Annotated in this window: 25 protein-coding genes; 20 read left to right on the forward strand and 5 right to left on the reverse strand. The window is 62.0% G+C overall.

Annotated elements, in window-relative coordinates:
- Positions 1-28 precede the first annotated feature (28 nt).
- From ACQR1W_RS17950 to ACQR1W_RS17960, 3 genes are all read left to right on the forward strand, one after another.
- Positions 29-409 (forward strand): hypothetical protein, encoded by a 381-nt coding sequence (locus ACQR1W_RS17950; RefSeq protein WP_434852032.1) that lies wholly within the window; start codon positions 29-31, stop codon positions 407-409.
- The gene (locus tag ACQR1W_RS17955; RefSeq protein ID WP_434852033.1) at positions 406-1,056 is read left to right on the forward strand and encodes a hypothetical protein; all 651 of its coding nucleotides are present in this window, start codon (positions 406-408) and stop codon (positions 1,054-1,056) included. The genes ACQR1W_RS17950 and ACQR1W_RS17955 overlap by 4 nt, the downstream gene beginning before the upstream one ends.
- A 172-nt stretch (positions 1,057-1,228) precedes the next feature.
- Positions 1,229-1,504 carry a hypothetical protein gene (locus tag ACQR1W_RS17960; protein WP_434852034.1) on the forward strand — a complete coding sequence of 92 codons (276 nt, stop codon included), beginning with the start codon at positions 1,229-1,231 and terminating at the stop codon, positions 1,502-1,504.
- A 1,471-nt stretch (positions 1,505-2,975) separates the two neighbouring features.
- Here ACQR1W_RS17960 and ACQR1W_RS17965 read toward each other — a convergent pair.
- Genes ACQR1W_RS17965 through ACQR1W_RS17985 form a run of 5 tightly spaced genes read right to left on the reverse strand, consistent with a single transcriptional unit; the run spans position 2,976 to position 5,125 of the window.
- Positions 2,976-3,242 carry a hypothetical protein gene (locus tag ACQR1W_RS17965; RefSeq protein WP_434852035.1) on the reverse strand — a complete coding sequence of 89 codons (267 nt, stop codon included), beginning with the start codon at positions 3,240-3,242 and terminating at the stop codon, positions 2,976-2,978.
- A gap of 4 nt (positions 3,243-3,246) precedes the next feature.
- A complete protein-coding gene (locus ACQR1W_RS17970) occupies positions 3,247-3,567 on the reverse strand; it encodes a hypothetical protein (RefSeq protein WP_434852036.1) in 321 nt (106 codons plus the stop codon).
- Positions 3,568-3,582: 15 nt separating this feature from the next.
- Positions 3,583-4,143: an antirestriction protein ArdA gene (locus tag ACQR1W_RS17975; RefSeq protein WP_434852037.1), complete on the reverse strand. Its 561-nt coding sequence runs from the start codon at positions 4,141-4,143 to the stop codon at positions 3,583-3,585.
- A gap of 16 nt (positions 4,144-4,159) precedes the next feature.
- Positions 4,160-4,393 carry a hypothetical protein gene (locus tag ACQR1W_RS17980; protein ID WP_434852038.1) on the reverse strand — a complete coding sequence of 78 codons (234 nt, stop codon included), beginning with the start codon at positions 4,391-4,393 and terminating at the stop codon, positions 4,160-4,162.
- Positions 4,394-4,396: 3 nt separating this feature from the next.
- Entirely contained in the window at positions 4,397-5,125 is a 729-nt protein-coding gene (locus ACQR1W_RS17985; RefSeq protein WP_434852039.1) for a hypothetical protein, read from the reverse strand.
- Positions 5,126-5,843: 718 nt separating this feature from the next.
- Between ACQR1W_RS17985 and ACQR1W_RS17990 the strand changes: the two genes are divergently transcribed.
- The 17 genes from ACQR1W_RS17990 to ACQR1W_RS18070 all read left to right on the forward strand — a co-directional run bounded on the left by ACQR1W_RS17990 (position 5,844) and on the right by ACQR1W_RS18070 (position 22,029).
- The gene (locus tag ACQR1W_RS17990; protein ID WP_434852040.1) at positions 5,844-6,446 is read left to right on the forward strand and encodes a deoxynucleotide monophosphate kinase; all 603 of its coding nucleotides are present in this window, start codon (positions 5,844-5,846) and stop codon (positions 6,444-6,446) included.
- Complete coding sequence (locus ACQR1W_RS17995; protein ID WP_434852041.1) at positions 6,446-7,009, forward strand: terminase small subunit; 564 nt, start codon at positions 6,446-6,448, stop codon at positions 7,007-7,009. The genes ACQR1W_RS17990 and ACQR1W_RS17995 overlap by 1 nt, the downstream gene beginning before the upstream one ends.
- A gap of 173 nt (positions 7,010-7,182) precedes the next feature.
- A complete protein-coding gene (locus tag ACQR1W_RS18000) occupies positions 7,183-9,132 on the forward strand; it encodes a phage terminase large subunit family protein (protein WP_434852042.1) in 1,950 nt (649 codons plus the stop codon).
- A 75-nt stretch (positions 9,133-9,207) separates the two neighbouring features.
- Positions 9,208-9,414 carry a hypothetical protein gene (locus ACQR1W_RS18005; protein WP_315743116.1) on the forward strand — a complete coding sequence of 69 codons (207 nt, stop codon included), beginning with the start codon at positions 9,208-9,210 and terminating at the stop codon, positions 9,412-9,414.
- Positions 9,411-11,021: a phage portal protein gene (locus ACQR1W_RS18010; protein WP_434852043.1), complete on the forward strand. Its 1,611-nt coding sequence runs from the start codon at positions 9,411-9,413 to the stop codon at positions 11,019-11,021. Before ACQR1W_RS18005 ends, ACQR1W_RS18010 begins: the two co-directional genes overlap by 4 nt.
- Positions 11,018-12,343, forward strand: a complete 1,326-nt coding sequence (locus tag ACQR1W_RS18015) for a S49 family peptidase (RefSeq protein WP_434852044.1) — start codon at positions 11,018-11,020, stop codon at positions 12,341-12,343. The genes ACQR1W_RS18010 and ACQR1W_RS18015 overlap by 4 nt, the downstream gene beginning before the upstream one ends.
- A gap of 12 nt (positions 12,344-12,355) precedes the next feature.
- Positions 12,356-12,718 carry a head decoration protein gene (locus ACQR1W_RS18020; RefSeq protein WP_316228711.1) on the forward strand — a complete coding sequence of 121 codons (363 nt, stop codon included), beginning with the start codon at positions 12,356-12,358 and terminating at the stop codon, positions 12,716-12,718.
- A gap of 34 nt (positions 12,719-12,752) precedes the next feature.
- A complete protein-coding gene (locus ACQR1W_RS18025) occupies positions 12,753-13,811 on the forward strand; it encodes a major capsid protein (protein WP_434852045.1) in 1,059 nt (352 codons plus the stop codon).
- Positions 13,811-14,257, forward strand: a complete 447-nt coding sequence (locus tag ACQR1W_RS18030) for a hypothetical protein (protein ID WP_434852046.1) — start codon at positions 13,811-13,813, stop codon at positions 14,255-14,257. The genes ACQR1W_RS18025 and ACQR1W_RS18030 overlap by 1 nt, the downstream gene beginning before the upstream one ends.
- Positions 14,257-14,625: a head-tail joining protein gene (locus ACQR1W_RS18035; RefSeq protein ID WP_316228714.1), complete on the forward strand. Its 369-nt coding sequence runs from the start codon at positions 14,257-14,259 to the stop codon at positions 14,623-14,625. Before ACQR1W_RS18030 ends, ACQR1W_RS18035 begins: the two co-directional genes overlap by 1 nt.
- Position 14,626: 1 nt before the next feature.
- Positions 14,627-15,157 carry a hypothetical protein gene (locus ACQR1W_RS18040; RefSeq protein ID WP_434852047.1) on the forward strand — a complete coding sequence of 177 codons (531 nt, stop codon included), beginning with the start codon at positions 14,627-14,629 and terminating at the stop codon, positions 15,155-15,157.
- A gap of 1 nt (position 15,158) precedes the next feature.
- Complete coding sequence (locus ACQR1W_RS18045) at positions 15,159-15,947, forward strand: hypothetical protein (RefSeq protein WP_434852048.1); 789 nt, start codon at positions 15,159-15,161, stop codon at positions 15,945-15,947.
- Positions 15,948-16,001: 54 nt separating this feature from the next.
- On the forward strand, positions 16,002-16,418 hold the full coding sequence (locus ACQR1W_RS18050; RefSeq protein WP_407156310.1) for a GPW/gp25 family protein: 417 nt from the start codon (positions 16,002-16,004) through the stop codon (positions 16,416-16,418).
- Positions 16,418-17,278 (forward strand): baseplate J/gp47 family protein, encoded by an 861-nt coding sequence (locus ACQR1W_RS18055; RefSeq protein WP_434852049.1) that lies wholly within the window; start codon positions 16,418-16,420, stop codon positions 17,276-17,278. Before ACQR1W_RS18050 ends, ACQR1W_RS18055 begins: the two co-directional genes overlap by 1 nt.
- The gene (locus ACQR1W_RS18060; protein ID WP_434852050.1) at positions 17,278-18,126 is read left to right on the forward strand and encodes a hypothetical protein; all 849 of its coding nucleotides are present in this window, start codon (positions 17,278-17,280) and stop codon (positions 18,124-18,126) included. Before ACQR1W_RS18055 ends, ACQR1W_RS18060 begins: the two co-directional genes overlap by 1 nt.
- A complete protein-coding gene (locus ACQR1W_RS18065; protein ID WP_434852051.1) occupies positions 18,110-18,808 on the forward strand; it encodes a hypothetical protein in 699 nt (232 codons plus the stop codon). Before ACQR1W_RS18060 ends, ACQR1W_RS18065 begins: the two co-directional genes overlap by 17 nt.
- A complete protein-coding gene (locus tag ACQR1W_RS18070; RefSeq protein ID WP_434852052.1) occupies positions 18,808-22,029 on the forward strand; it encodes a DUF4815 domain-containing protein in 3,222 nt (1,073 codons plus the stop codon). Before ACQR1W_RS18065 ends, ACQR1W_RS18070 begins: the two co-directional genes overlap by 1 nt.
- Position 22,030 lies beyond the last annotated feature (1 nt).

The following is a 22,030-nucleotide window of genomic DNA, read 5'->3' on the forward strand; positions in this document are numbered from 1 at the left end:
TTTCGATGATCTGCGCGAGCATTCGCGCATGGAAACCCGCATCGTCAACACCATCCCCGAATGGCGCTATCAGGCCGAGGTCATCGCACGTCTTCACAAGATGGAAGACGCCGGCCTGCCCTTCACATGCGCCGGTGATATGAACCGCGCCAAGCGTAACCGCCGCGCGCAGATGGAGGCCAAGGTCACAGGGTTGACCGCCGGTGAGCCCGACGTTCGCGTCTACATCTCCGGTGGCGTCCTGCTTAGCTTCGAGCTGAAGACGCCGAAGGGTGGTCGCTCGAAGGACCAGAAGGGGCGCCACGCCAAGCTTCAGGCGCTCGGCTTCGAGGTCATCACGGTCAAGGCGAGGACGCCGGAAGAGATGGCCGACCTCATCGAGATCGACGTTCGGAGGCGGTTGCCATGATCCAGTTCCAAATCCATCTCTCGGGGTACGAACTCCATCAGCTCGACCAGCTTCGCAAATCGACCGTCAACACGGTCACCGCAAAGGCGTTGACATTCACAGCCAAGGACGCCCAGGCGGCATTGAAGGCCGAGGTCCCGGCCCAATTCGTCCTGCGCCGCCAGTGGATTTTGCAGGGCATCCGCATCCGGCCTGCCAACGGCAACCGGCTCATGTCCGTGGTCGGTTCGATCGACAAGTACATGGAGCGCCATGTCATGGGCGCCGGCAAAGAGAAGCACCCCGACAATGCGCTCTCGATCCGCTCTCGGCGAGACCCATCGACCGGACGACTCGCCACCGGCGGCATCCTGATCAAGCCATACGGCTCGATCGGGAGCGCAAAGATTCATACGGTGGTCCGCCGCCAGTTGAAGCGCGTGGACGGCCAAAAGCGGAAGACGTTTCAGGTCAAGGGCAAGGATGGAAAGGTCTTCATCGTCCGGCGCACCTCGAAGAAGCGGACGCCATTGCAAACGCTCGCGGTGCTTCAGAACCAAGCGACGATCAATGAGCATTGGGACTTCCGTGGCACTGTGGCCGGTGTCGTCTCGGCCCGCTTCGAGCATCACTTCTTCGGCGCGCTCGATCGCGCTGTGAAGCGGTAGGACCAATGGGCGATTCGACTCCACCCCCTTCTTCGAGGAAGGCTCATGAGCGAAATGACTCCCACCCCCCTCCCATCGCGTAGGCGTTGCGGGGTGGTCCTGATAGCAGCGGCGACGCTCGCCGCATCCATCCGCCCAGCGGTGGCGAGGCAGTGCCAGGGCATACACGACGATGAGCAGCTACGTGCCACCGACATCTTTGCAGAAAACGCAAACAACCACCCCGACGACGATATTGTCGCCCCTGCGCCCGAACGCAGGCATGCTATGGATCAGCGCGCCGCATTTCACCGCTGGGGCGGACGTGGACGGTGGCATCGTGAAGGGAGCCATCGCTCCGATCATTCGCTACATGCACGGCTGGCCTATCGAGCGCGTGCGCTCCTATTGTCGCAGCAAACGTTGGGAGCTATGGGAGTGTGGTGTGGACCTCGCGGTCCCCCACTGAATTGCGCGCGGGGAAAAAATTTTTTTCGCGAGTGGTTTTTCCTGAGAGATTTTTCGTCCCGATCCCATTCTCGGCAACCTACCTCCGAAGGTCGTGCCGGATAATTTTATTAGTACCGATCCGGTGTAGAATAATTTTTCGGCGGTCAAAATCGGGGTCAGGTTTATGTAGTTCGCGCGCGCCCCGCCAAGCGCCAGCGCGCGCACGCCATGCGGTCCCGCGACCATGCCCGCTACCTCGCATGGTCGAAATGGAAGGCCCCTATACGGGCTTCTAATTGGCGCCTTGCCCCTATGGTCTCCGCGCGCGCGGCGCCGCAATCCGCCCCGCTCCAAGGCGCGAACTAATAGGATCATGCGACAACTTGTCACGCGCTTGTGAACGCGCGCGCGTCCCCGAGCGCGCCAAAAGCGGCGCGGCGGACCGTGCGACGCGCGGATATGGCCGCGCCTCATGAGGTGATTCCCTTCGTAGCCTCGCCTAGTCGCTGGAAAATGCGTCTCCCTGGTTTGCTAAAAATCGCCGCGCATGGCGTGGCGCATAGTGAAATGGCCGCGTCTCGATTGCGCGGCCGTTCTCCTATGTGTCGTTAACTCAATCCTAGATCCTGCAAGCGGCGGACAAGGGGAGACCGCGCCGCATTTGGATATAGAATGGCGCGGACTCGTTCGGACGGCGGACTAGCAGCGCCTCATATCCCGCGCGGCCGCTATCCGTGCGGGACAACAGCACGGCAGGCTTTCCCCAAACGCAAAACGTCCGCCCGATATCATCGGACGGAGCGGCATAGGCGGGGCTTGCAAGCGCAACCATGGCCGCGCAAACGAGATGCTTCATTGCGGCGTTCATTTGCGCAAATTCCTAGTGAACAAGTCGGACACTTGCCGCGCGGTATCGGCATCAATCGCGATGGTGTGTCGCCTGCCGTCTTCGTCATAGCCGTGAATGCCGATGCCGTTTACGTCATCGTAAGACGTGAAACATTCGGCTAGCCTCAAATCTTTCCGCTGGCCTCGCTTGCGGAGTGACCACTTGATTAGGTGAACAACCTGCATTGCTGACTCTCTCGACTAGGCCGCACCGCGTGGCCTTCCCAACGCCTTAAGGCGGGTAAGCTTGCGCTACCCGCCGTAAAGCCGATTGAGGATCGTGCTAGCCGTGTTTGCGTCGGCTTGCGGCAAACCTTCGGACTTCGCTAGGCGAGTACCAAACGATCATGCCGAACGTACCGCGCCACGCGTGACCGGCTGACACCGCGTCGTCTTCGGCTTGCCGGAGTGCCGCGCTCGTTTGATTGTCAGCCGATAGTAGCCGCAAGCCTTCCGGCTCATTGGCTAGGGCAGTCGCCAAATCCGAGCGCCGAACGTTGCCGTAGCCGTTCGCAATGGCCCAATCGCAGAACGCCTTAGATGCTGCATCCCATTTCGTGCGCGCGCGCTCGCAAACCTTGCGGTGTGACAGTCCCATGGTTTCAGCCTTTCACGCCATGCGCGTAGACGATCGTTAGGTTTCTGCCGTGTCTGTCTCGAATGCAGACATGGGCGCTGTCACCTTTGAACCACCATGTACCACCCGCACGATCGAACGCCTTTCGCCAGCGAAACGGCAGAGCAGCGCGGACCGCGTCGTTATCGGGACGGTAGGGGACGCCAGCGTCATAGAAGCCGACCAAACCGGCTTCCTTGGCGGGGACGGTGCAGCCCTTGAAACCTGCACCATTGATCCGGAATGCAACCATGGCGTCACCGATAGAAGCGAGCGGCAGGATGCAAGGCGCGGATTTTCGCCTTTGCGGAGTCGCGGTCCGATGCACGCATAAAGCCGCTTGCATTTTCGTCCCGGCAACCCTCCTCAATAAGCGTAACGGACCACCAAAACAGCGGTTGTCCGTGTCCCCAATAAGCCCCGCCACTGTCATAGCCGCCGCTGTCAAGGCGGATACGCTGCAAGGTGAAACGGGAGTCCTTGTCTGTGATTACCAAGCCACTCAAATGATCCGAGCTACGGCCGCAGGGTGCACCGTAAGTGGTGCCAACGCGCGGAGTCGGGTTGGGCGTCGTCATGGTCCGCGCTCCTAATTAGTGGTTCCAGAAAATGTAAAGGTCCCCGCCATCGTGGCGGTAAGCGCTGAAGTCGCCGCACAGTTCAAAGTCGCGCGCGATGCTGTCCCAATCGATATGATTTTGCAGCCACTCCGGAATCGCCTTCATGTCGTGCGTTTCTTCCGTGAACTGCTCTGCGAAGTCGCGCCACGTATCGTATTTGCCCCGGTAGCGGTCCGATACGAAGTCGTCCGCGTCGTCTGCTGCCGCGTCGCTCATTGCCTCGCGCAACACGGCAAACGGAATGCCGTGCTCTTCAGCAACTTGGTTGATGTTGAAAGCCTCAACAATCGAGGCGAGTCCCGCGTATTCGTCTAGCTTGCCGAAACCCTCATGATCATGAATGGCCCATTCCTCCGCGCTCGGAACGGACTCGCCAGTTTCGGGATGCGTCACCATAACGTTAGGGAAGGGGGACGCGCGCAACATGGCGTTAATCGCATCCTGCATTTCGTTGATATCGTCCGACGCATCAACCCAAACGCCATGCAAACGGCCGTTGTTATAGGAGGCGAGGCAAGCGGCATAGAATCGCATTGGTGGAGTCCTTAGTTCAAGAAATCGGGCGGGATTGATCGGGAGACACTTCGCAAGAGACGACGCGGAACACCGCAATTCTCTTGCCGTGTAGTTCGGCAATCTTTGCGCGTGTCAGCTTGCAGGCGAGGCGCGCGCGGTCCGTTGCGCGCTCGCATGCTTTTTCCGCGTCCGCTGCAAACAGCGAAATGTGAAAGTCTGTGCCAGTGGAAAGACGGCGGACCGTGACGTTAAAGCGCGTGCTAGGCATGGCTTAGGCGTCCCATGCCGCATGCGAACCGAACGCGTGCACAATGTCCGCGCGCTCTTGCCGGGCCTGCCCGATGCTTTCGAGCAAATCAGCAACCGCGCCGCGCAACGCCTTGCAGGTAGCCGGACCGAACGAACGCATACGGGGCTTTAGTTCGGCGATCAAAGCGAGGCATTGCTTACGCTCGCCGCTGATTTGGTCCGCCAATTCATCGAACCGATTCCGCGCGCTAGTGACGCGCTGATACTCGCGCTCCGTCTCCGCGTAGCGGTCCGCCAATTGGTCCGCCCAAAGCGCGGCCGTGATTTCGTCGTCTGTAGTCTCAAACGACACAATGGCCGGACCATCGTTGTACGGGTCCGCGATGCCAGCAACTAGCAGCGCGTGCCCGTTGCGTGAGGGCATGCGAAACACGACGCCGCGCGCCTTTTCGCCCATGCCTTCGTCATCAAGAAACCATCCCGTGTGGCGGACGGAGCGCGGGGCGATCTTGTCGGCCGTGCCAACGAAGCGGAGACCATAATCGGCCGGCTCCTCAATCCAACGGCAGATATCGGCGCCTACCTTGAAAGGCGCGCCAATGGTCGCGGGGCCAATGAATGAGGTATAGCCAACGCAAGAGGTGTTGCCGGTTTCGAGCGCATAGCGCGCGCGGCCGATAGCGAGTCCCGGCTTGATGCCGTTGCGTCGCTGCCTTCGGTATTCGTTCAAGAGCTTGCCGGTTACGGCCATTTGCCTTGCTCCGTCCGTTGGGGCGGGACCGTCCCGCCGCTTGTCCGTCATTGGCCACACAATGCGACGGACGGTCAAGCGGTACCAACGGACAAAACGGACAGGCGGGGGGCTGCAGTCAGTCGAAAGGCCGTTTTTGCGTATAAGAAGAGCGCACTGCGAGGAAAGCGCAGGATAATCAACAGGTTAGGACCGAAAGCGCCTGGTCAAAACGGAGCGCGACGAAAGGCGCTCAAAGCGCGAAAGCGCGTAAGCGCAAAGCTCCTAAGTCATTGAATATATTGAGAAAGGCGTGGGTGAGGCGACGCGATTGGGCGCAGTCATGTTGCACTGCGCGCGTAATAAAATTGCGGCCGAAACGGGACAAACAATAGCGAAGCGACCGATTTATGCTAATGAACTACGTTTAAGAGGAATTTTGTTCTGTTTTGCGGCGTCTATTGGTAATTGGGTCCTTCCAGGCGCCCCGGCGGAGCGGGTGACGCGCGACCTCGGCTCCTTTCTAGATTTGCGTTTTTAAACGGCACTTGTTGTTCCAAAACGTGCCGATCGGGAAAAGCTCGTTCCCAGGTTGCCGCAGCGCGCTTTTTGCGAATTTCAGCTCGGATAATTGGCAATTGTGGTTGATCCGTCCGGCGGATGGCCAACGGATACCAAAACAACCTCGAAAGAAAGTATCCGGTGCGGGACCGTATGTTCCCAACGGGAGCATTCATCCATGATTATCATCGGCATCAAGGGGCTCATCGGGGCCGGAAAGAGCACGGTTGCCCGGTATCTGATCGATCACCATGGCTTCGTGCGCGGCCGGGTCGCTGGCGCCCTCAAGGAGATGCTGCGCGCCTATCTGAGCTATCGTGGCTGTCCTGAAGACCTCATCGAGCGCATGGTCGAAGGGGACCTGAAGGAGGTTCCGACGCACTGGATCGGCGGAAAGTCGCCACGGTACGCCATGGAGGGACTCGGCGGGCACTACGGCCGGGACTACATGGGCGAAGACTTTTGGATCGACACCGAGTCCGACAAGCTTTCGCGCGAGAATCCGACCCGCGTCGTCGTTGAGGACGTTCGGCACGCCAATGAAGGCGTCTGGATCGCGTCCACCGGCGGCGTGGTCGTCGAGATCGTTCGGCCCGGTCTCGTTCCGAAGGATCATCGCACCGAGCGCGCCCAGGCCGAGGTGAAGGCAGACCGCCATATCCTCAACTTCGATGGCGATGTGGCCTCGACACACCGGCAGATCGACATCGTCGTGCGCGATCTCGTGTCGAGGAACGCGAGCATTGGCCTGCCTCCGATGCAGACGCAGCCGGTGCGCTAGTGGGGCGCATCGTCAACCGCCAAGAGCTTTCGGACATTCTCGGCTACTCGCTTCCGACGATCTCATCGTGGACGGAGGAGGGGATGCCGGTGAGGTCGCAGGGCAGCCGTGGTCGGCAGTTCGAGTATGACACCGCTGACGTGGTGAAGTGGCTGCTTGCGCGCGCGCGCGGCGAGGCCAAGGCGAAGACGGCGGCCACGCTGAATGATGGCGGCGACGACATCACGATCGACAAAGCACGCCTCCGCAATGAGATCGCGAAGGCGAAGCTATCGGAACTCGAACTCGCGACGAAGATGGACCTTGTCCGTCCGATCGACATGGTCCTCAAGGTGCTGAGCAATGAGATCGCTAACGCGCGCGCTCGCCTGCTCGGCATCCCATCCAAGATTCGGCCTGCGATTCAACTCGAAGTCGGCACGCCCGAAGGCACAAAGACTCTCGTGAACGAAGTCGAGCGCCTGATCCTCGAAGCCCTCAACGAAATCAAGTCGCAATCGGATGAGCCGGAAGAACCGCATGCGGAGCCGGTCGAGCAAAGTGAAGAAGACGATGTCGAGTGATGCAACGCCGTTCCGGCCGTCATGGATGAAGTGGCCTCCGAATAGCTGCGAAGTGTGCACCGGATGGGACAAACAAGACGATTGGGTAGGCGTGTGCACTCGCGCCGAGTCGATCCATTGGGGCGAGCGCACCGATGCTCGCCAGCGGTGCTTCGAATACAAGCGCAAGCCTGATGCCTGATGCAATCGCAGTCGTCGATGAGTTCGCGACCGATCCTGAGTATGAAGCTCGCCTTCGTGCCCAGGTTCGCGAGATCATTGCGCAGAGCTTCAGTCCGCCGCCAAAGCTAACCGTCTCCCAATGGGCGGACGGATACCGTATGCTTTCGCCGGAAGCGTCCAGCGAGCCCGGCAAGTGGTCTACCGCGCGCGTTGAGCCGTCGCGCGGCATCATGGATGCGTTCGCCGATCCCGAGATTGAGATCGTGACCTGCATGGTCGCCGCGCAGACGGTAAAGACCGAAGTCATCAACAACGTCGCCGGCTACCACGTCCACCTCGATCCGTGCCCGATGCTCATCCTGCAACCGACGTTGCAGATGGCCGAGGCATACTCCAAGGATCGTCTCGCGCCGATGATCCGCGACACGCCTGCGCTCGCGGCAAAGCTCGGAAACCACGCGCGCGACTCCGAAGACACGATCCTTCACAAGAAGTATGCCGGCGGCCACATCACGATGGCCGGCGCGAACTCGCCTGCATCGCTCGCTTCGCGCCCGATCCGCATCCTGCTCTGCGACGAAGTCGATCGCTATGAGGCGAGCGCCGGCAAGGAGGGCGACCCGGTCTCGCTCGCCATCGAGCGCACCACGACGTTCTGGAATCGCAAGATCGCCCTGGTCTCGACGCCAACGATCAAGGGAGCGTCGCGCATCGAGTCCTCTTATGAGGAGAGCGACCAGCGCCGCTTCTTCGTGCCGTGCCCGAAGTGCAATCATTGGCAGCATCTTCGTTGGTCGCAGGTCCGGTGGCCGGAAGGCAACCCGATGGAGGCGCGCTATCATTGCGAGTACAACGACGAAGACACCGGAGAACTTTGCGACTACGGGTGGAGCGAGGCCGAGCGGCTGAAGGCCATTGCCAAGGGCGTATGGATCGCAACGCGCCCCGAAGTGAAGGGGCATGCGGGCTTCCATCTAAACCGCATCGCCTCACCGTGGCGTGCCCTCGGCGAGATGGCGCGAGACTTCGTGCTGGTCAAGAAACATCCCGAGCGACTGAAAACCTGGGTCAACACGCGTCTCGCTGAGACGTGGGAAGAGCGCGGCGAGCGCGCAGACGCGGGATCGCTCTATGAACGCCGCGAGGAGTACGATGCGAGCGTGATCCTCCCGAGCGGGGTCGGCGCCATCACGGCGTCGGTCGATATTCAGGATGATCGCGCTGAAATCGAGTGGTGCGGTTGGGGGCAGGACGACGAGTCGTGGTCGCTCGACTACAAGGTTCACTATGGCGCACCCAACTCGCCGGGCTTTTGGGAGGTGATCGATCACGCGCTATTGCGCACGTTCAAGCATCCGGCTGGCGTCGAGATGCGCGTCGAGTCCGCGTGCATCGACTCCGGCGGTCACTTCACGCAACAGGTCTATGACTACGTCAGGCCGCGCATTGCGCGCAAGATTTACGCCATCAAGGGCATGGGCGGCCCCGGAAAGCCGATCTGGCCGGCGAAGGGCACCGTCAACAAGGCGAAGAACGTGACCGTGTTCGTTCTTGGCGTCGATCAGGCCAAGGACATGCACTACAAGCGGCTCGAACTGAAGGAGCCCGGCCCAGGCTACTGCCATTTCCCGCTCGCGGAGCACTATGACAAGCGGTACTTCGACGGTCTGACCGCAGAAAAGGCAATCATGAAGACAGACAAGAGGGGGTTCACGGTCAAGGAGTGGCACAAGGTCCATTCGCGGAACGAACCTCTCGATCTGCGCGTCTACAACATTGCTGCCCGGCTCGCGCTCGGCATCAACATGGAGCGACGCTTGGCGGTTTTGCGTGCTGCGGCGGCGCAATCGCTCAACGCCGCACCACGGCCTGCGGCACCCGCACGCCAAGAGCCCGCGCCACAACCCCCGGCCGCTACTGGCGGTCGGCGGCGCTTGCGCAGTCGCGGCGTTGAAAGATAGGAGCGGGGTAGGAGTCGCATTAAGGGCGACCGGAACGCTCTCTTTGCTGGATACCATATCCCGTAGCTTCGGGGCATGGCAAAGACCGTCGAAGAGCAGCTTGAGAGCACCATCAACTCGATCACGCAGGTCGAGCAGAATGGTCAGCGTTACACGATCAAGGATCGTGAGCTTTGGCGCGGCGATCTGCGCCAACTAGACCAGCGCGCCCAGCGCCTTGAGAAGGCTGCCGCTCGGCAGAAGCGCGGTGGCATTCGCACGCAGCGGGTGGTGCCGCTGTGAAGCCGATTGCCCCGACACTCATGGATCGCTTTTTGGCGAGCGTTGCGCCAACCTACGCGCAGCGCCGCTTCCATGCGCGGCTATCCTTCAACTACATGGGGCAGTATGCGGGCGCCAAGTCGAACCGCGCCGCGCTGAAGTCATGGCGGCCTTATGCGGGCTCGGCCGACGCGGACACGCTCGGCGACCTGATGGTGCTTCGCAGCCGGTCGCGTGACCTTGTCCGCAACAATCCCATCGCTGCCGGTGCGCGGCAGACCTCGCAGATCAACGTCGTCGGCACCGGCCTGCGGCTCCGCGCCAAACTGAATGCCAAGCTTCTCGGGATGGCCGAGAAGGCTGCAGAAGAGTGGGAGCGCAAGGCCGAAACGCTGTTCGATCTTTGGGCATCGTCAAAGGCATGCGATGTCACGATGCGGCAGAACTTCTATGAGCTTCAGAGCCTGGTCTTCAACACCAAGTTTGAGTCGGGCGATGCGTTCATTCTGCGACGCACGTCCAAGCTACGGCATGCCGTTGCGCCACTCGCACTGAATATTATCGAGGCCGATCGCGTAGCTACTCCGCCACAGTTGGCCGGCGACTTCATGATCCGCGACGGCGTCAGGATCGATGAGGATGGCGCACCGATCAGCTACATCGTTCTGAATGAGCATCCGGGCAACTGGATTCTGAATACGTTTCCGATCTTCGAGGAAATTCCGGCGTATGGCGCTAAGTCGGGCGAGCAGATGGTCTTGCACGTCTTCGATCGGATGCGCCCCGAGCAGAACCGTGGCATCCCGGCTCTTGCCCCGGTGATTGAAATTCTGAAGCAACTCGACCGCTACAGCGAGGCCGAGTTGATGAAGGCCGTCGTGTCGTCGTTCTTCACGGTCTTCCTGAAGACAGAGACCGGCGAGGACGGATTTGCTTCGGCGTTGCCCGGCCATTACGGCTTTGGCCCGAACGAAGTTGCGATGGGACCTGGGACCATTGTTGACATCGGGACCAACGAAGAGATTCAGACGGCGCAGCCCGCCAACACGTCCAACTTCGATCCGTTCTTTCAATCGGTCGTGCGTCAGATCGGCGTCGCGCTCTCGATACCGTTTGAACTGCTCATGATGCACTTCACGGCGAGCTACAGCGCGTCGCGTGCGGCCCTGGAAATCGCGGCGCAGTTCTTCCGCGACCGCCGCATCTGGCTTGTCCGGAACTTCTGCGCGCCGGTCTATGAGTGGTTCATGGTCGATGCGATCAACGCTGGCCTAATCTCCGCTCCTGGCTTCTTCAGCGACCCGGTGCGCCGTGCTGCATGGCTCGGAGCGCAGTGGATCGGCCCGTCGCGCATCATCCTCGACCCGCTCAAGGAGTGGAAGGCCGAGAGTGAAGCAGTGAACCTCGGCGCTCGCACCATCGAAGAAGTGATCATCGAGCGCAGCGGCGGTGACTTCGAGCAGATCACCGCGCAGCGCGTCCGTGAGCACGCCGCTCGTGCCGCCGGGAAGCTCGAACCTGAAATCCTCGCGCCGGCCGGGATGGGCTCTCAGGTCAAGGAAGACGTGTCGCCCCAACCCGCAGACCCGGCGGGCACTCCCGCCAAGAAGCCCGAGAAGAAGCAATGACCGTCAACGTTCGCAACCCGCTGATTTTCGACGCCGCGCTCACTGCCGATTGGGCGATGGACGAGAGCGCGCTGCGTCAGGTCATGGAGATCGCCGCACGCGAGGATCGCATCGATCCGCAGATGCTCGAAGCATACCGGGCGCAGGAATTGGCTCGCGCCGAGAAGGCCACCTATCGCGACGGCGTGGCGGTCATCGACGTCGCCGGTCCGCTGTTCAAGCGCGCGAACCTCATGACCACGTTCTGCGGCGCGACCGCATACGAGACCATTCGTCGCGATCTTCAGACCGCGATGGACAACTCGTCGGTCCGCGCGATCCTGCTCAACATCCACTCTCCCGGCGGCGAGGCCGCTGGCGTTGCGGAGCTTGCCAGCGCGATCAGGGACGTGCGCGGTCGGAAGCCCATCGTCTCGTATGCGGGCGATCAGGCGGCCTCCGCTGCCTTCTGGATCGGCACCGCAGCCGACGAGTTCATCATCGGCCCGACCGCCGCTCTTGGTTCGATGGGTGTCGTCGCCGGCTATCGCGACACGTCCGCTCAAGACAAGGCGCGCGGCATCAAGACCATCGAGTTCGTGTCGTCTCAATCTCCCTACAAGCGTGTCGATCTCAACACGAAGGAAGGCCGCGACCGCATCCAAGCGCGCGTTGATGCGATGGCCGCTGTGTTCGTCGAGACCGTGGCCGGCTTTCGCGGTGTGAGTGTCGCGCATGCGCTCGAACGCTTCGGCCAAGGCGATGTGCTGATCGGTCAGGCGGCCGTCGAGGCTGGAATGGCCGATGGCATCGCAACGTTCGAACAGGTTCTCGCGAGCTTGGCTCGCGGTGATAGCCCGAAGGCGACCTTCGGAATCAACCCGGCCGCTGAAGGCCAAAATGGAGCTACTGCAATGACTGACGAAGAGAAGGCGGCCTTCGAGGCGAAGATTCGCGCCGAGATGCAGGCCGAGTTCGACGCCAAGGCGAAGGCTGACGCCGAAGCCAAGGCGAAGGCCGAAGCGGAAGCCGCCGCAGCCGTCGCCACCGACCCGGTTGCTGTCGAGCGCAAGCGTGTCTCCGACATCATGGGCCTCACTCTGCCGGGCTACGAGTCGCATGCGCAGAAGGCTATCGAAACGGGCTCCTCGGCCCATGAGTTCTCGGCGATGATCATTGCCGCAGAAAAGGCCAAGCGCACCGAGCGCGCGCAGGACGTGGCGGCTGACACCGACGTTAACGCGAAGGTCAAGCCAACCACCGGCAGCGCGGACCAGCCCAAGGGCGATGAGGCCGCCGCAAACGCAATTCTCGGGGCCATGAGCCTCGTGTCTGGCAAGTAAGGAGAGGCCGAAGTGGCGAAGTTTGTCGAGGAAGGGTCTTTCCTTCCGAACGTTTGGGCGCTCGGTCATACGCGCGCCCGCAAAGTGACGATCAAGGCGGGTGCTGGCGTTCTGGCCGAGGCGACCGTGCTGGGTCAGGTCACGGCGGACGCGAAGTATCTGAAGTCGGTCAAGGCCGCTTCGGATGGCTCTGAAGTGCCGGATGCGATCCTCGCCGAGCCGGTCGATGCGACCGCCGCCGACGTGGAAGCCGTCGCCTACATCGCCGGTGAGTTCGATCAGGACAAGCTGATCCTCGGAGCCGGTCACACCCTCGGATCGATCGATGCGGTGTTCCGCCTGAAGTCGATCTGGCTCGTGAAGCCGATGGGCTAACCGAGAAACCACGAAAGCAACGGGAAGCCCTACTATGGACCTCTATTCCACCACGGCCCTCAACCGCGTTGTCGAGGAACTGCCACTCAACCCGGCGTTCTTCCTCAACACGTTCTTCACCGCCGTCGAGACCTCCGACACCGAAGACGTGAAGTTCGACACCGTCAAGGGTCGTCGTCTGATCGCTCCGCTCGTCTCGCCCATCGTGCAGGGCAAGGTCATCCGCGAGATGGGCTTCAAGACTTCGTCCCTCGCGCCGGCCTACATCAAGGACAAGCGCGTCTTCGACCCGAACAAGCAGTTTAAGCGTCGTGCGGGCGAGAAGATCGGCGGCTCCATGACTCCGGAACAGCGCCTCGCGGCGGCTGTCGGCTTCGCCCTGTCCGAGCAATTGGATATGTGGATTCGTCGCCTCGAAGTCATGTCGGCGGAGGTGCTGCGCACCGGCAAGCTGATCCTGGAAGGCGACGAGTTCCCACGTCAGGAGGTTGATTTCGGCCGCGACCCCGGCCTGCAAATCGTTCTGACCGGCAGCGACAAGTGGTCGGATGCGAGCGTGAACCCGCTCAACGACATCGAAGAGTGGGGTCAGGCGATCTTCGACACCTCGACGCTGGTAGCGCGTGACGTGATCATGGCGAGCGACGTGTGGAAGGTGGTCCGCCAGAAGATGTCGGGCACGCTCACCGATCCGGTCGCCATCAACATGCGCCTTCAGATCGACATGACCAAGGACACCCTCGACTCGGCTCGCGCTGCGCTCGGCCCGATGCTGTTCACCCCCGGTATCCGGCTGGTCGGCGTCTTCGGCGACTATCGTCTGTGGGTGCATTCCGACAAGTATGTCGATCCGCTCACGAACGAAGTGAAGGAGGTTCTGCCTGCCGGTGAAGTCGTGATGGCTTCGCACGACATTCAGGGCGTGCGTCACTTCGGCGCCATCCGCGACCTGAAGGCCGGGATTCAGCCCCGCTCCTTCTTCGTGAAGTCGTGGGAGGAGGAGGACCCGAGCGTTCGGTACATCCTGGGTCAGTCCGCGCCGTTGATCGTGCCGTATCACGTCAACGGCTCGCTCGGAGCCAAGGTGCTGTAATGCCCATCTATCGGGGCCTCGTCACGATCAAGCGTCTCGGCCGGTATCATCCGCCCGGTACGCTGTTCGACCTGACCGAAGCCGAAGCGAAGGACATTGGTCCCACTCGCGTCGTCCTAGTCAAGGAACAGGTCGCGGCCGTGGCGAACGTCGCCCTCGATAGCGCCAGCATGCCCGCTGGTCTTGAGCCCGCCGGTGGCAGCACCGGCGACGCGCCGTCCGCTGTTGTAGCCCCTCCCGCCTCACAACAGACGGACGGCGCGAGCACTCGCATCGCCGAGATCGCTTCCGCTATCGACCTGCTCGACGAAAAGAAGGACTTCTGGAAGTCCGGCGCTCGCATGGGCAAGCCGAAGCTGAAGCCGCTGCTCGATGTCGTCGGACTTGATGGTGTCACCGACGCCGAGATCGACGCTGCGATGGCCCTGCGTGAATCGGGTGTGTGATGCCCGTCGAGAGCGACGACGACTTGCTGATCTTCCTCAACCCCGACGAGTTCGGGGTTGAGGCCGTTTATGTGTCCCGCGACGCGACCGTTGAGCCGAAGCCGATCCCCGGCCATTTCGACGATGAGGGGAGTAACTGGAATCCGAGCCGGTGGAACGGCACGGAGTATCAGATGCAGATGGGCGCGAGCATCACGTCGTCCGGTCCCACCTTCCTCTGCCGCACGTCCGATCTGCTGAAGGGCGGGCGCAAGGGAGAGAAGCTGACCATCAAGGATCGCTCGGGCGCCGAACAGGAATACCGGATCGAAGACAAACGGCCTGACGGCACCGGCTTGTCGCTTCTGTTGCTCATGGCGAACGACTGATATGGCGCACCCCCGCAAACTGATCCGCGCCGCGTTTGCTGACCACCTGAAGACACCGCTCGATGGCGGCGGCTATCGCACGCGCGCGGAGAGCCGAGTCTACAAGAGCCGCTTGGCTCCGGTGAGCGAGGAGGAGCTGAAGGAGGAAGGCCCGGCGATCCTTGTTTACGCGCGCATGGAGAAGACGGACAAGGAAAAGGACTACGGCATCGAAGGCGATGCGACCTTCGTCGAGCGCGAATTGACCCTTGTCACCGAGGCCATGCTGCTCGCCGGTGACGAAGTGGACGATGCTCTCGACGACATCGCCGAGGAGATGGAGGCAGCGATCTCGGACTTCATGATCCCAGGTTTCGAGTCCGCCGTCACCCATTTGCGCGAGTCCGACATCGACGTGATCACCGAACAAATGAAGCGGCCTGTCGGCGCGATCGGACTTGTTTGGACGATCAAGTACCGGACGGATTGGCGCCCGCGCGCGACCGCGAACGACCTAGACGCCGACATGCAGGCATTCCTAGACGGAAAGTGACATGGTCAAGTTCCTCCGTGATCCCGCATACACCGGCGGCGTCGCTGACCCCGAGGCGTCGGATATCGACCGGCGCGCGCAGGACGTTGTCAAGTTCGGCCGCGTCAAGGAGGTCGATTACAAGCGCAGCCCGCCGGCCTACCGCGTCGAGCTTGGCGATCCAAACGACGAAGACAACTATATCCTGACCGATTGGCTGCCGGCGACCGGCGGACGCGCCAAAGGCGACCGCGAGACGCACTATCTCGAAGTTGGCGAGAAGGTCGCGCTGCTCGCAGAGGGAGGCGAGCTTTCGACCGCATACGTTATGCCGGCCGGTCAGTATACCGAGCAGGACGACGAGAAGGAGACCACGGACAAGGCCGGCGTCTGGCGCAAGATTTTCTCGAAGCCGAAAAGCAATAACGGTCAGGGCGGCCAAGGTGGCGACCAGGGCGGCCAGGATGGGCAGAGCGGAGACCAAGAAGAAATCCTGGGCGAGATCAGTTATGACCGCAACACCGGCGATTGGCTGATCAAGGGCATCGACAATAAGGGCTCGATCACGATCGAAGGCTCGGGCTGCTCGGTTGTCATGAAGGACGGTACGATCACGCTGAAGGCAAAGAACGTCGTCGTCGAGGCGAGCGAGAAGTTTGAGTCGAAGACGAAGCAATCGCTGCACACCGCCGACGCGTTCAAGACCATCGGCAGCACGTACCTCGGACTCGAGGATGCCGGCGACACGCCGCAGGACAAGGTCGAGACCGATGCTGGTCCCGCGAAGAAGACCTTCGCGAAGGTAGGCTAAGAGGCGATTGGAACAGGCTGTAAGGCGTCGAGGCGTCGCGGCACGGTGCGCTTTATGGCGACCATTGATCTCACCACTGGCAAGAAGCTGGAAGGCATCGACGATGTCTGGCAGTCGATCGCGACCATTCTCGGGACGACTCTCGCGTCGCTCGTGATGGCGCGCGACTTCGGCTCGAAGATGCCGCGCCTAGTTGACCGTGCCGTGTCTCAGGTGACGGTCATCGAGTTCTATGCGGCCGTGCCAGACGCAATCAATCGCCTCAACCCCGAAACGCTGATGGCTGAAGAGCCGCGTTTCCGCATCATTCAAATGACCCTCGCGGACATGACCGATGAGGGCCATGTGACGTTCGACATCGACGGCATCTACTACCCGCGCGGCCATCTCGGCGATTACTCCGAGGCGCGTGACGCTCAAGGTCGCGTCGTGGTGTCGAACAACATCATTGTCGGGAGCTATGTGCAGTAATGGATGCTCCGCTCCCGAATATCCCGTTGCCGGTCATTGAGCGGGAGCCCGCGTTCGAGACCCTGTTCAACGATCGTCTCACGCAACTACGCGGCCTGCTCACGGACGCGGGGTTTGATTGGGACACCTACATGCTGCGGTCGGACCCCCTGAATCGCTTCTGCCGTCATGCGGCCTATGGCGATCTGCTCATGGTCTTCGCGATGAACGACACGTTCCGCGCGACGCTGACGGACTTCGCCCAAGGCTCCGACCTGATCGCCTTGGCATCGGATTGGAACCTGACGCAGGCCGATGGCGAGTCCATCGACGATCTTCGTCGCCGGCTGCGCGAGATGAAGAAGGGGCAGGGCGGCTTTACCGACAACTGGTATAAGCGGTGGGCGTTCGCTGCCGCTCCGCTGCTCGTGGATGACGTTGGCGTCGAGGGCGATGCCAAGGGCGGGGTGCTCGTCTCGATCCTCTCCAAGGAAAACGGGGGCGTTGCCAGCGACGATTTGCTCGCGACCGTGGATGCGGCATTGAACATGCCCGGCATCCGGGGCGACAACGATCACATCACGGTCGTTCGCGCGGTGATCCGCACGGTCAACGTCCAAGCCGACGTTTGGCTGCTCCCGGAAGCCACAAAAGACACCACGATCGCTGCGGCCGAAGCCGCGCTGCGTGCCAACTTCGCGACCGAGCGGCGCCTGGGCTGGGACCTCGCATCTGACTTCGTGTCCGCCTCGCTGCGCACGACCGGCGTCAAGCGCGTCGCGTTGATCACGCCCGAGCCGAACAGCGTGGTGGTGACGGCCGCCAATGAAGCCGTCGCGCTCGGAACTGTCGATCTGCGTTATCAGGGCCGGGCATACTGATGACCGACCTTGTCGATCTCGCGCCCCGCAACTCGACGCCGCTCGATCTGGCCGCAATTCGGACGGCGGACTCGCGCGAGCGTCACAAGGGGCTGGTGCAAGAGATAGCGGATATCCGCTACCGCGACGTGATCCCCGACGACGTGCTGCCGTGGCTTCTGCGCCATTGGGGGCTCGAAGACGCGGCTGCGTTCATGGACGATCACCAGCGCCTCTACAAGGAGGGGAAGCACTGGCAGACCGTCCGTGGCCGTCTGGAAGCCTTCCAGATCGTTTTCGACTGGCTTGCCCTCAATGGCGAGCATGAGCGCGGGACGGGCGGAGACGTGCGCTGGGGCCTCTTCCAGATCGGTTTGGATGGCAGGCCCGAGATGGGCAAGCTAATCGACCTGATCGGCCTCGCGAACCTCTCCAAGGGCGCGGCAAGCGTCTTGGGGCGCATCTATGGCGGCTATGACATCCGGCCGATGCGGCTCGACATGATGCGCCTCGACGGCGCCATGCTCGACGATTGGTCGGGCGTCTATCTCGACGGCATCGCGCCGAAGCTCTCGTTTGGCAGTCGGCTGGGCGAGGAGATCGACTTCGAGGCGCATGTGTCCGGCGGCAGCGACGGCCTCATCTCGGGCACTGCGCGCTTCGAGGAAGGCTTCGTGCTCGATCGCTCGCTGCTCGACGGCGAAGTGCTCGAACCGTCCGTCGTCGCGATCCAGGCGTCTTTGTCCGGCGAAAACATCGATATCGGCAAGGACGTGATGATGCCGTGGCCGAACGGCCGCTGGCCGGCAACCCCCTGGTCACAAGAACCATTCATCATTTACGGAGGCCCTGATGGCACTTCTGGTTAATAGCGGTCGCGCCGGTTTGGCCGCCGCGTTGAAAGCTCGTCCGATGTTCTTCGCCTGGGGGCGGGGCGCGTCGTGGTGGGGGCAGACGGAGGTGAAGAACAGGACATTCGCCGGTGCGCCGGAAAAGTTCACGCTCGACCACGCTCCCGTCGCTTCGCTCACCTTGAACAGCCCGGATAGCGCGCAAACCTACCAGACGCCGGCCGACTACCTGTTCGATCCGAACAGTGGCGTCGTGACGCGCGTCAACGGCGGCGCCATCCCGCCAGGTGCTACGGTCCAGGCGCAGGCCGTCTACGGCACGACGCCGCTCGGCGCGAGCGATGCGGCGTTGGTGGATGAGGTCGGGCGGCGCATTGCGTCATCGGTCGAATTTGTCGTGCCCGATCCGAACGGCAACCTCTACACGCCCGGCGGCGAGCGGTGGTCCGTCTCGCCGGTGGCGACCCGCTACCTCTATGTCGCGACGCAGTTCGACTTCCTCGAAGCCTCGACCGAGACGATCCGCGAGGTCGGCATCTTCGTCGATAGCGTGCGTGCCGAGGGAGTGCCTGAAGGGCAACTGTACTTGACTCCCGATCAAGTCGCGGACCCCGGATACTTGCTTCTGCTCGATCGCTTCGCCGGCAAGGTTCGCTCCCCAAGCGAGCGGCTTGGCTTCTCTTACGTCTTGGTGATTTAATGGCAGACGCTCGCGACCAACTTCCGGCCTATATCAACACCTTCGATGCGACGAAGGGCTATCAGCGTCTTGCGGCTCACTATGACCGCTTCCTGACCAGCAACGAAATCAATGTCATTCAGGACATTGACGGAAACCGCGTCAAGGGGATCGCCGACGTTTGGTGGAAGGACGGTGCGCTCGTTGGCGGTGGCGCCATCGTGCTCGGACCGATCACCAACGGGACGGTGGAGGCCCGCTTGGCCGCAGCGAAGGTCTACATTCGCGGCGCGGTGCATGATATTGAAGCTCGCAACCTCACTATTTCGGCCGTTGGTACCGTCGTCATTGGCATCCGGCTCCGCACCTTCACGGTGACGTATGAGCAGGACCCGACCCTGAAGGGCATGGCTCCCGGTACGCGTGCCCAGGGCGAGCCGGGCGCCTCGGCGCTCGCCATGCTCGGCCGCTGGGGCTATGAGGGCGATGGCGAGGAGGGCGACTTCTTCCCGATCTACACGATCAAGGATGGCACCGTAGACACGCCAACCGAGCCCGGCATGGATGACGCATGGGCCAACCTGCTCGCGCGCTATGACCGCGAGGCCCACGGTGGCTACGTCGTGGAAGGCTTTGACGTGAAGGCTCTCGGCCTCGACGAGTCCGGCAAGCAGGTCTTCACGATCTCGGAAGGCACGATCAACGTCTACGGATACAAGCGCACCCGTCCTGCCTCGGCTCGCCTGCGTGTGGACGAAGAACCCGAGATCATGGCGATCGACGATGAGCCGCACGCCGTCAATTCGGGAACGCAGACCATCAAAGTTCGCTTCGCCCCGATCTCGGCCGTGACGGAAGTCACGATCATCGCCGAGAAGACCGTCACGCTGACCCACGGTACCTTCACCGGCGCTTCCGATGCGCTGCCCGATCCGACCGTGCTCTCGATCCGCGAGGTCAAGCAGGGCGGGACCGTGTACGCCCCGACTGCGGATTACAAGCTGACCGGCGCGTCCGTTGACTGGTCGCCGAGCGGCGCCGAGATGGCGCCGGGCTCGACCTATCAGGTCACGTATCGGTACCTGACAAATGCAGTTCCGACCAACATCACGCGCGACTCGTTCGACATCACCGGCGCAGCGGACGATACGACGGCCTTCATCAAGTATGACACGAAGCTGCCGCGCTATGACGCAATCGTCGTCGATCAGACCGGCTCCATCTCTTACCTGAAGGGCATCAGCTCGCTGTACGCTCCGCAGCCCGCAACGGTTGCGCCTACGCTGCACAAGCTTGCGGATGTCTACAATAATTGGGGCATAGCTCCGACCGTCAAGCAGGTCGCGACCGTCCGTATGCCGTTCGCGGACCTGCGCAGCCTCGAAACCATGGTCAGCGATCTCTACGCGCTGGTGGCCGAGGAGCGGCTTCAGCGCGATGTGGACCGCAAGGAAGTCTCCTCGAAGCGCGGCGTGTTCGTCGATCCGCTGCTCGACGACGACATGCGCGACCAGGGGCTTCCGCAGACCGGCGCGATCTTCGGCGGCCTGCTTTGGCTTCCTATCATCCCGACGATCTCGATCCTGCCGATCACTGGAACATCGCTGTCCTACGCGCCCGAGAACGTTTTCGAGCAGCGCCAGATCACCGGCGAGTCGAAGATCAACCCGTATGCGTCTTTCAGCCCGCCGCCGACCGATGTCACGCTCGACCCGTCCGTCGATCTCTGGACCGACACGAAGGACGTGTGGACCTCGATCAACACCTCGCGCATCGCGTGGCAGAAGACCAACTTCGAAGCCGGCCCGCTGATCGGGACGAACGTCTCCGTGACCGACCGCGTCGTGAGCAGCGCCACGACCACGGAGGAGACCATCCGGCAGCGTTCGGTCGGCTTCACGATCCATAAGTGGGGCTACAACGAAGTGCTCAAGCGGGTCACGTTTGACGACATCGACGTGACACCGGCGGGTGAGGTCCGCGCTGACGGCAACGGCACGCTCGTTTCGTCGTTCCAGATTCCCGCTGGCGTCCCGGTCGGTGTGAAGCACGTCGCCTTCGAAGGTGTCGGCGGCTCGAAGGCCGATGCGCTCTACACCGCATACGGCTGGCTGACCACGATCAACAACGAGCGGACCATCGTCACGACCTACTGGTATAGCGCCGATCCTTTGGCGCAGACCTTCCGTTTGCCGGAGCCGCGTCAGGGTCTCGGTGTCGATCTGAAGTTCACGAAGATCGGCGACCGCAACAAGCCGGTGCGTGTGCAGATTCGCGAGGTGGAGTTGGGAATCCCGACCGAGCGCGTTGTGGCTGAGTCGATCATCGACATGCATAACGTGACGGCCATCGATCCGCTCTCGACTGCGCCACGCCTCGAACGGGATTGGACCATGGCGGACTTCGACAGGCCGGTGACGCTACGCGAGGATCGCAGCTACGCCATCACGCTTCTGACCGATGACCCGACCCACGCGGTCGCCATCGCTGATCTCGGCGGCTTTGACCAGATCAACGGTTGGGTCACGAGCAATGCGTTCCCACTCGGCACCTTCCTTGACGGCTCCGACTCGCGCACTTGGCTGCCGAAGCCGGGGCGTTCGCTGGGCTTCCGGCTTCGCTGCGCAAAGTTTGCGCCGGTCACGAGCACCATCGAGATCGGCACCCTCGACGTGACCAACTGCTCGGACCTGATGCCGTTGATCGCGGCCGAGCGTCCTGAGGGCACGGCAATCGAAGTTGAGTTTGAGGCACCGAACGGAACCAAGTATGTCACAGCCCCGGCAGTGAACGTGCAGCTTCCGGCCGCGATCGCCGGCACGCTGAAGGTTCGCCTTCGGTTGATCGGTTCTGCCAACCTGTCGCCGCTCATGCTGCCCTACGTGCAAGTCGTGGCGGGCTCGATCCAGGCGAATGGCGACTACATCACGCGGGCCTTTGAGGCGGGGACTGACTCGAAGATTCGCCTGATCCTCGACGTGTATCTGCCATCAACCTCGACGTTCTCTGCGGCGATCCAGACCGGCGTGAATGCTGGCCTGCCGGTGTGGTCGGCCGCCAACGCGCTCACGCTCGAAAAGGCCACTCCGTTGGGGGACGGCTGGGAAGAGCGGCAGTACATGCTCGACCACGTCAACACCGACATCTCGCGGGCATACGTGAAGATCGGTGGCGGTCCCGCCGCGCGGTCGAACGCTCGCAATATCCGCGCCGTCGCGGTCAAGTCCACCACGGGGGCTTAAT

Origin of the sequence: Bradyrhizobium sp. HKCCYLS1011 (assembly GCF_051167795.1) — a bacterium.
Classification (GTDB): Bacteria; Pseudomonadota; Alphaproteobacteria; order Rhizobiales; family Xanthobacteraceae; genus Bradyrhizobium.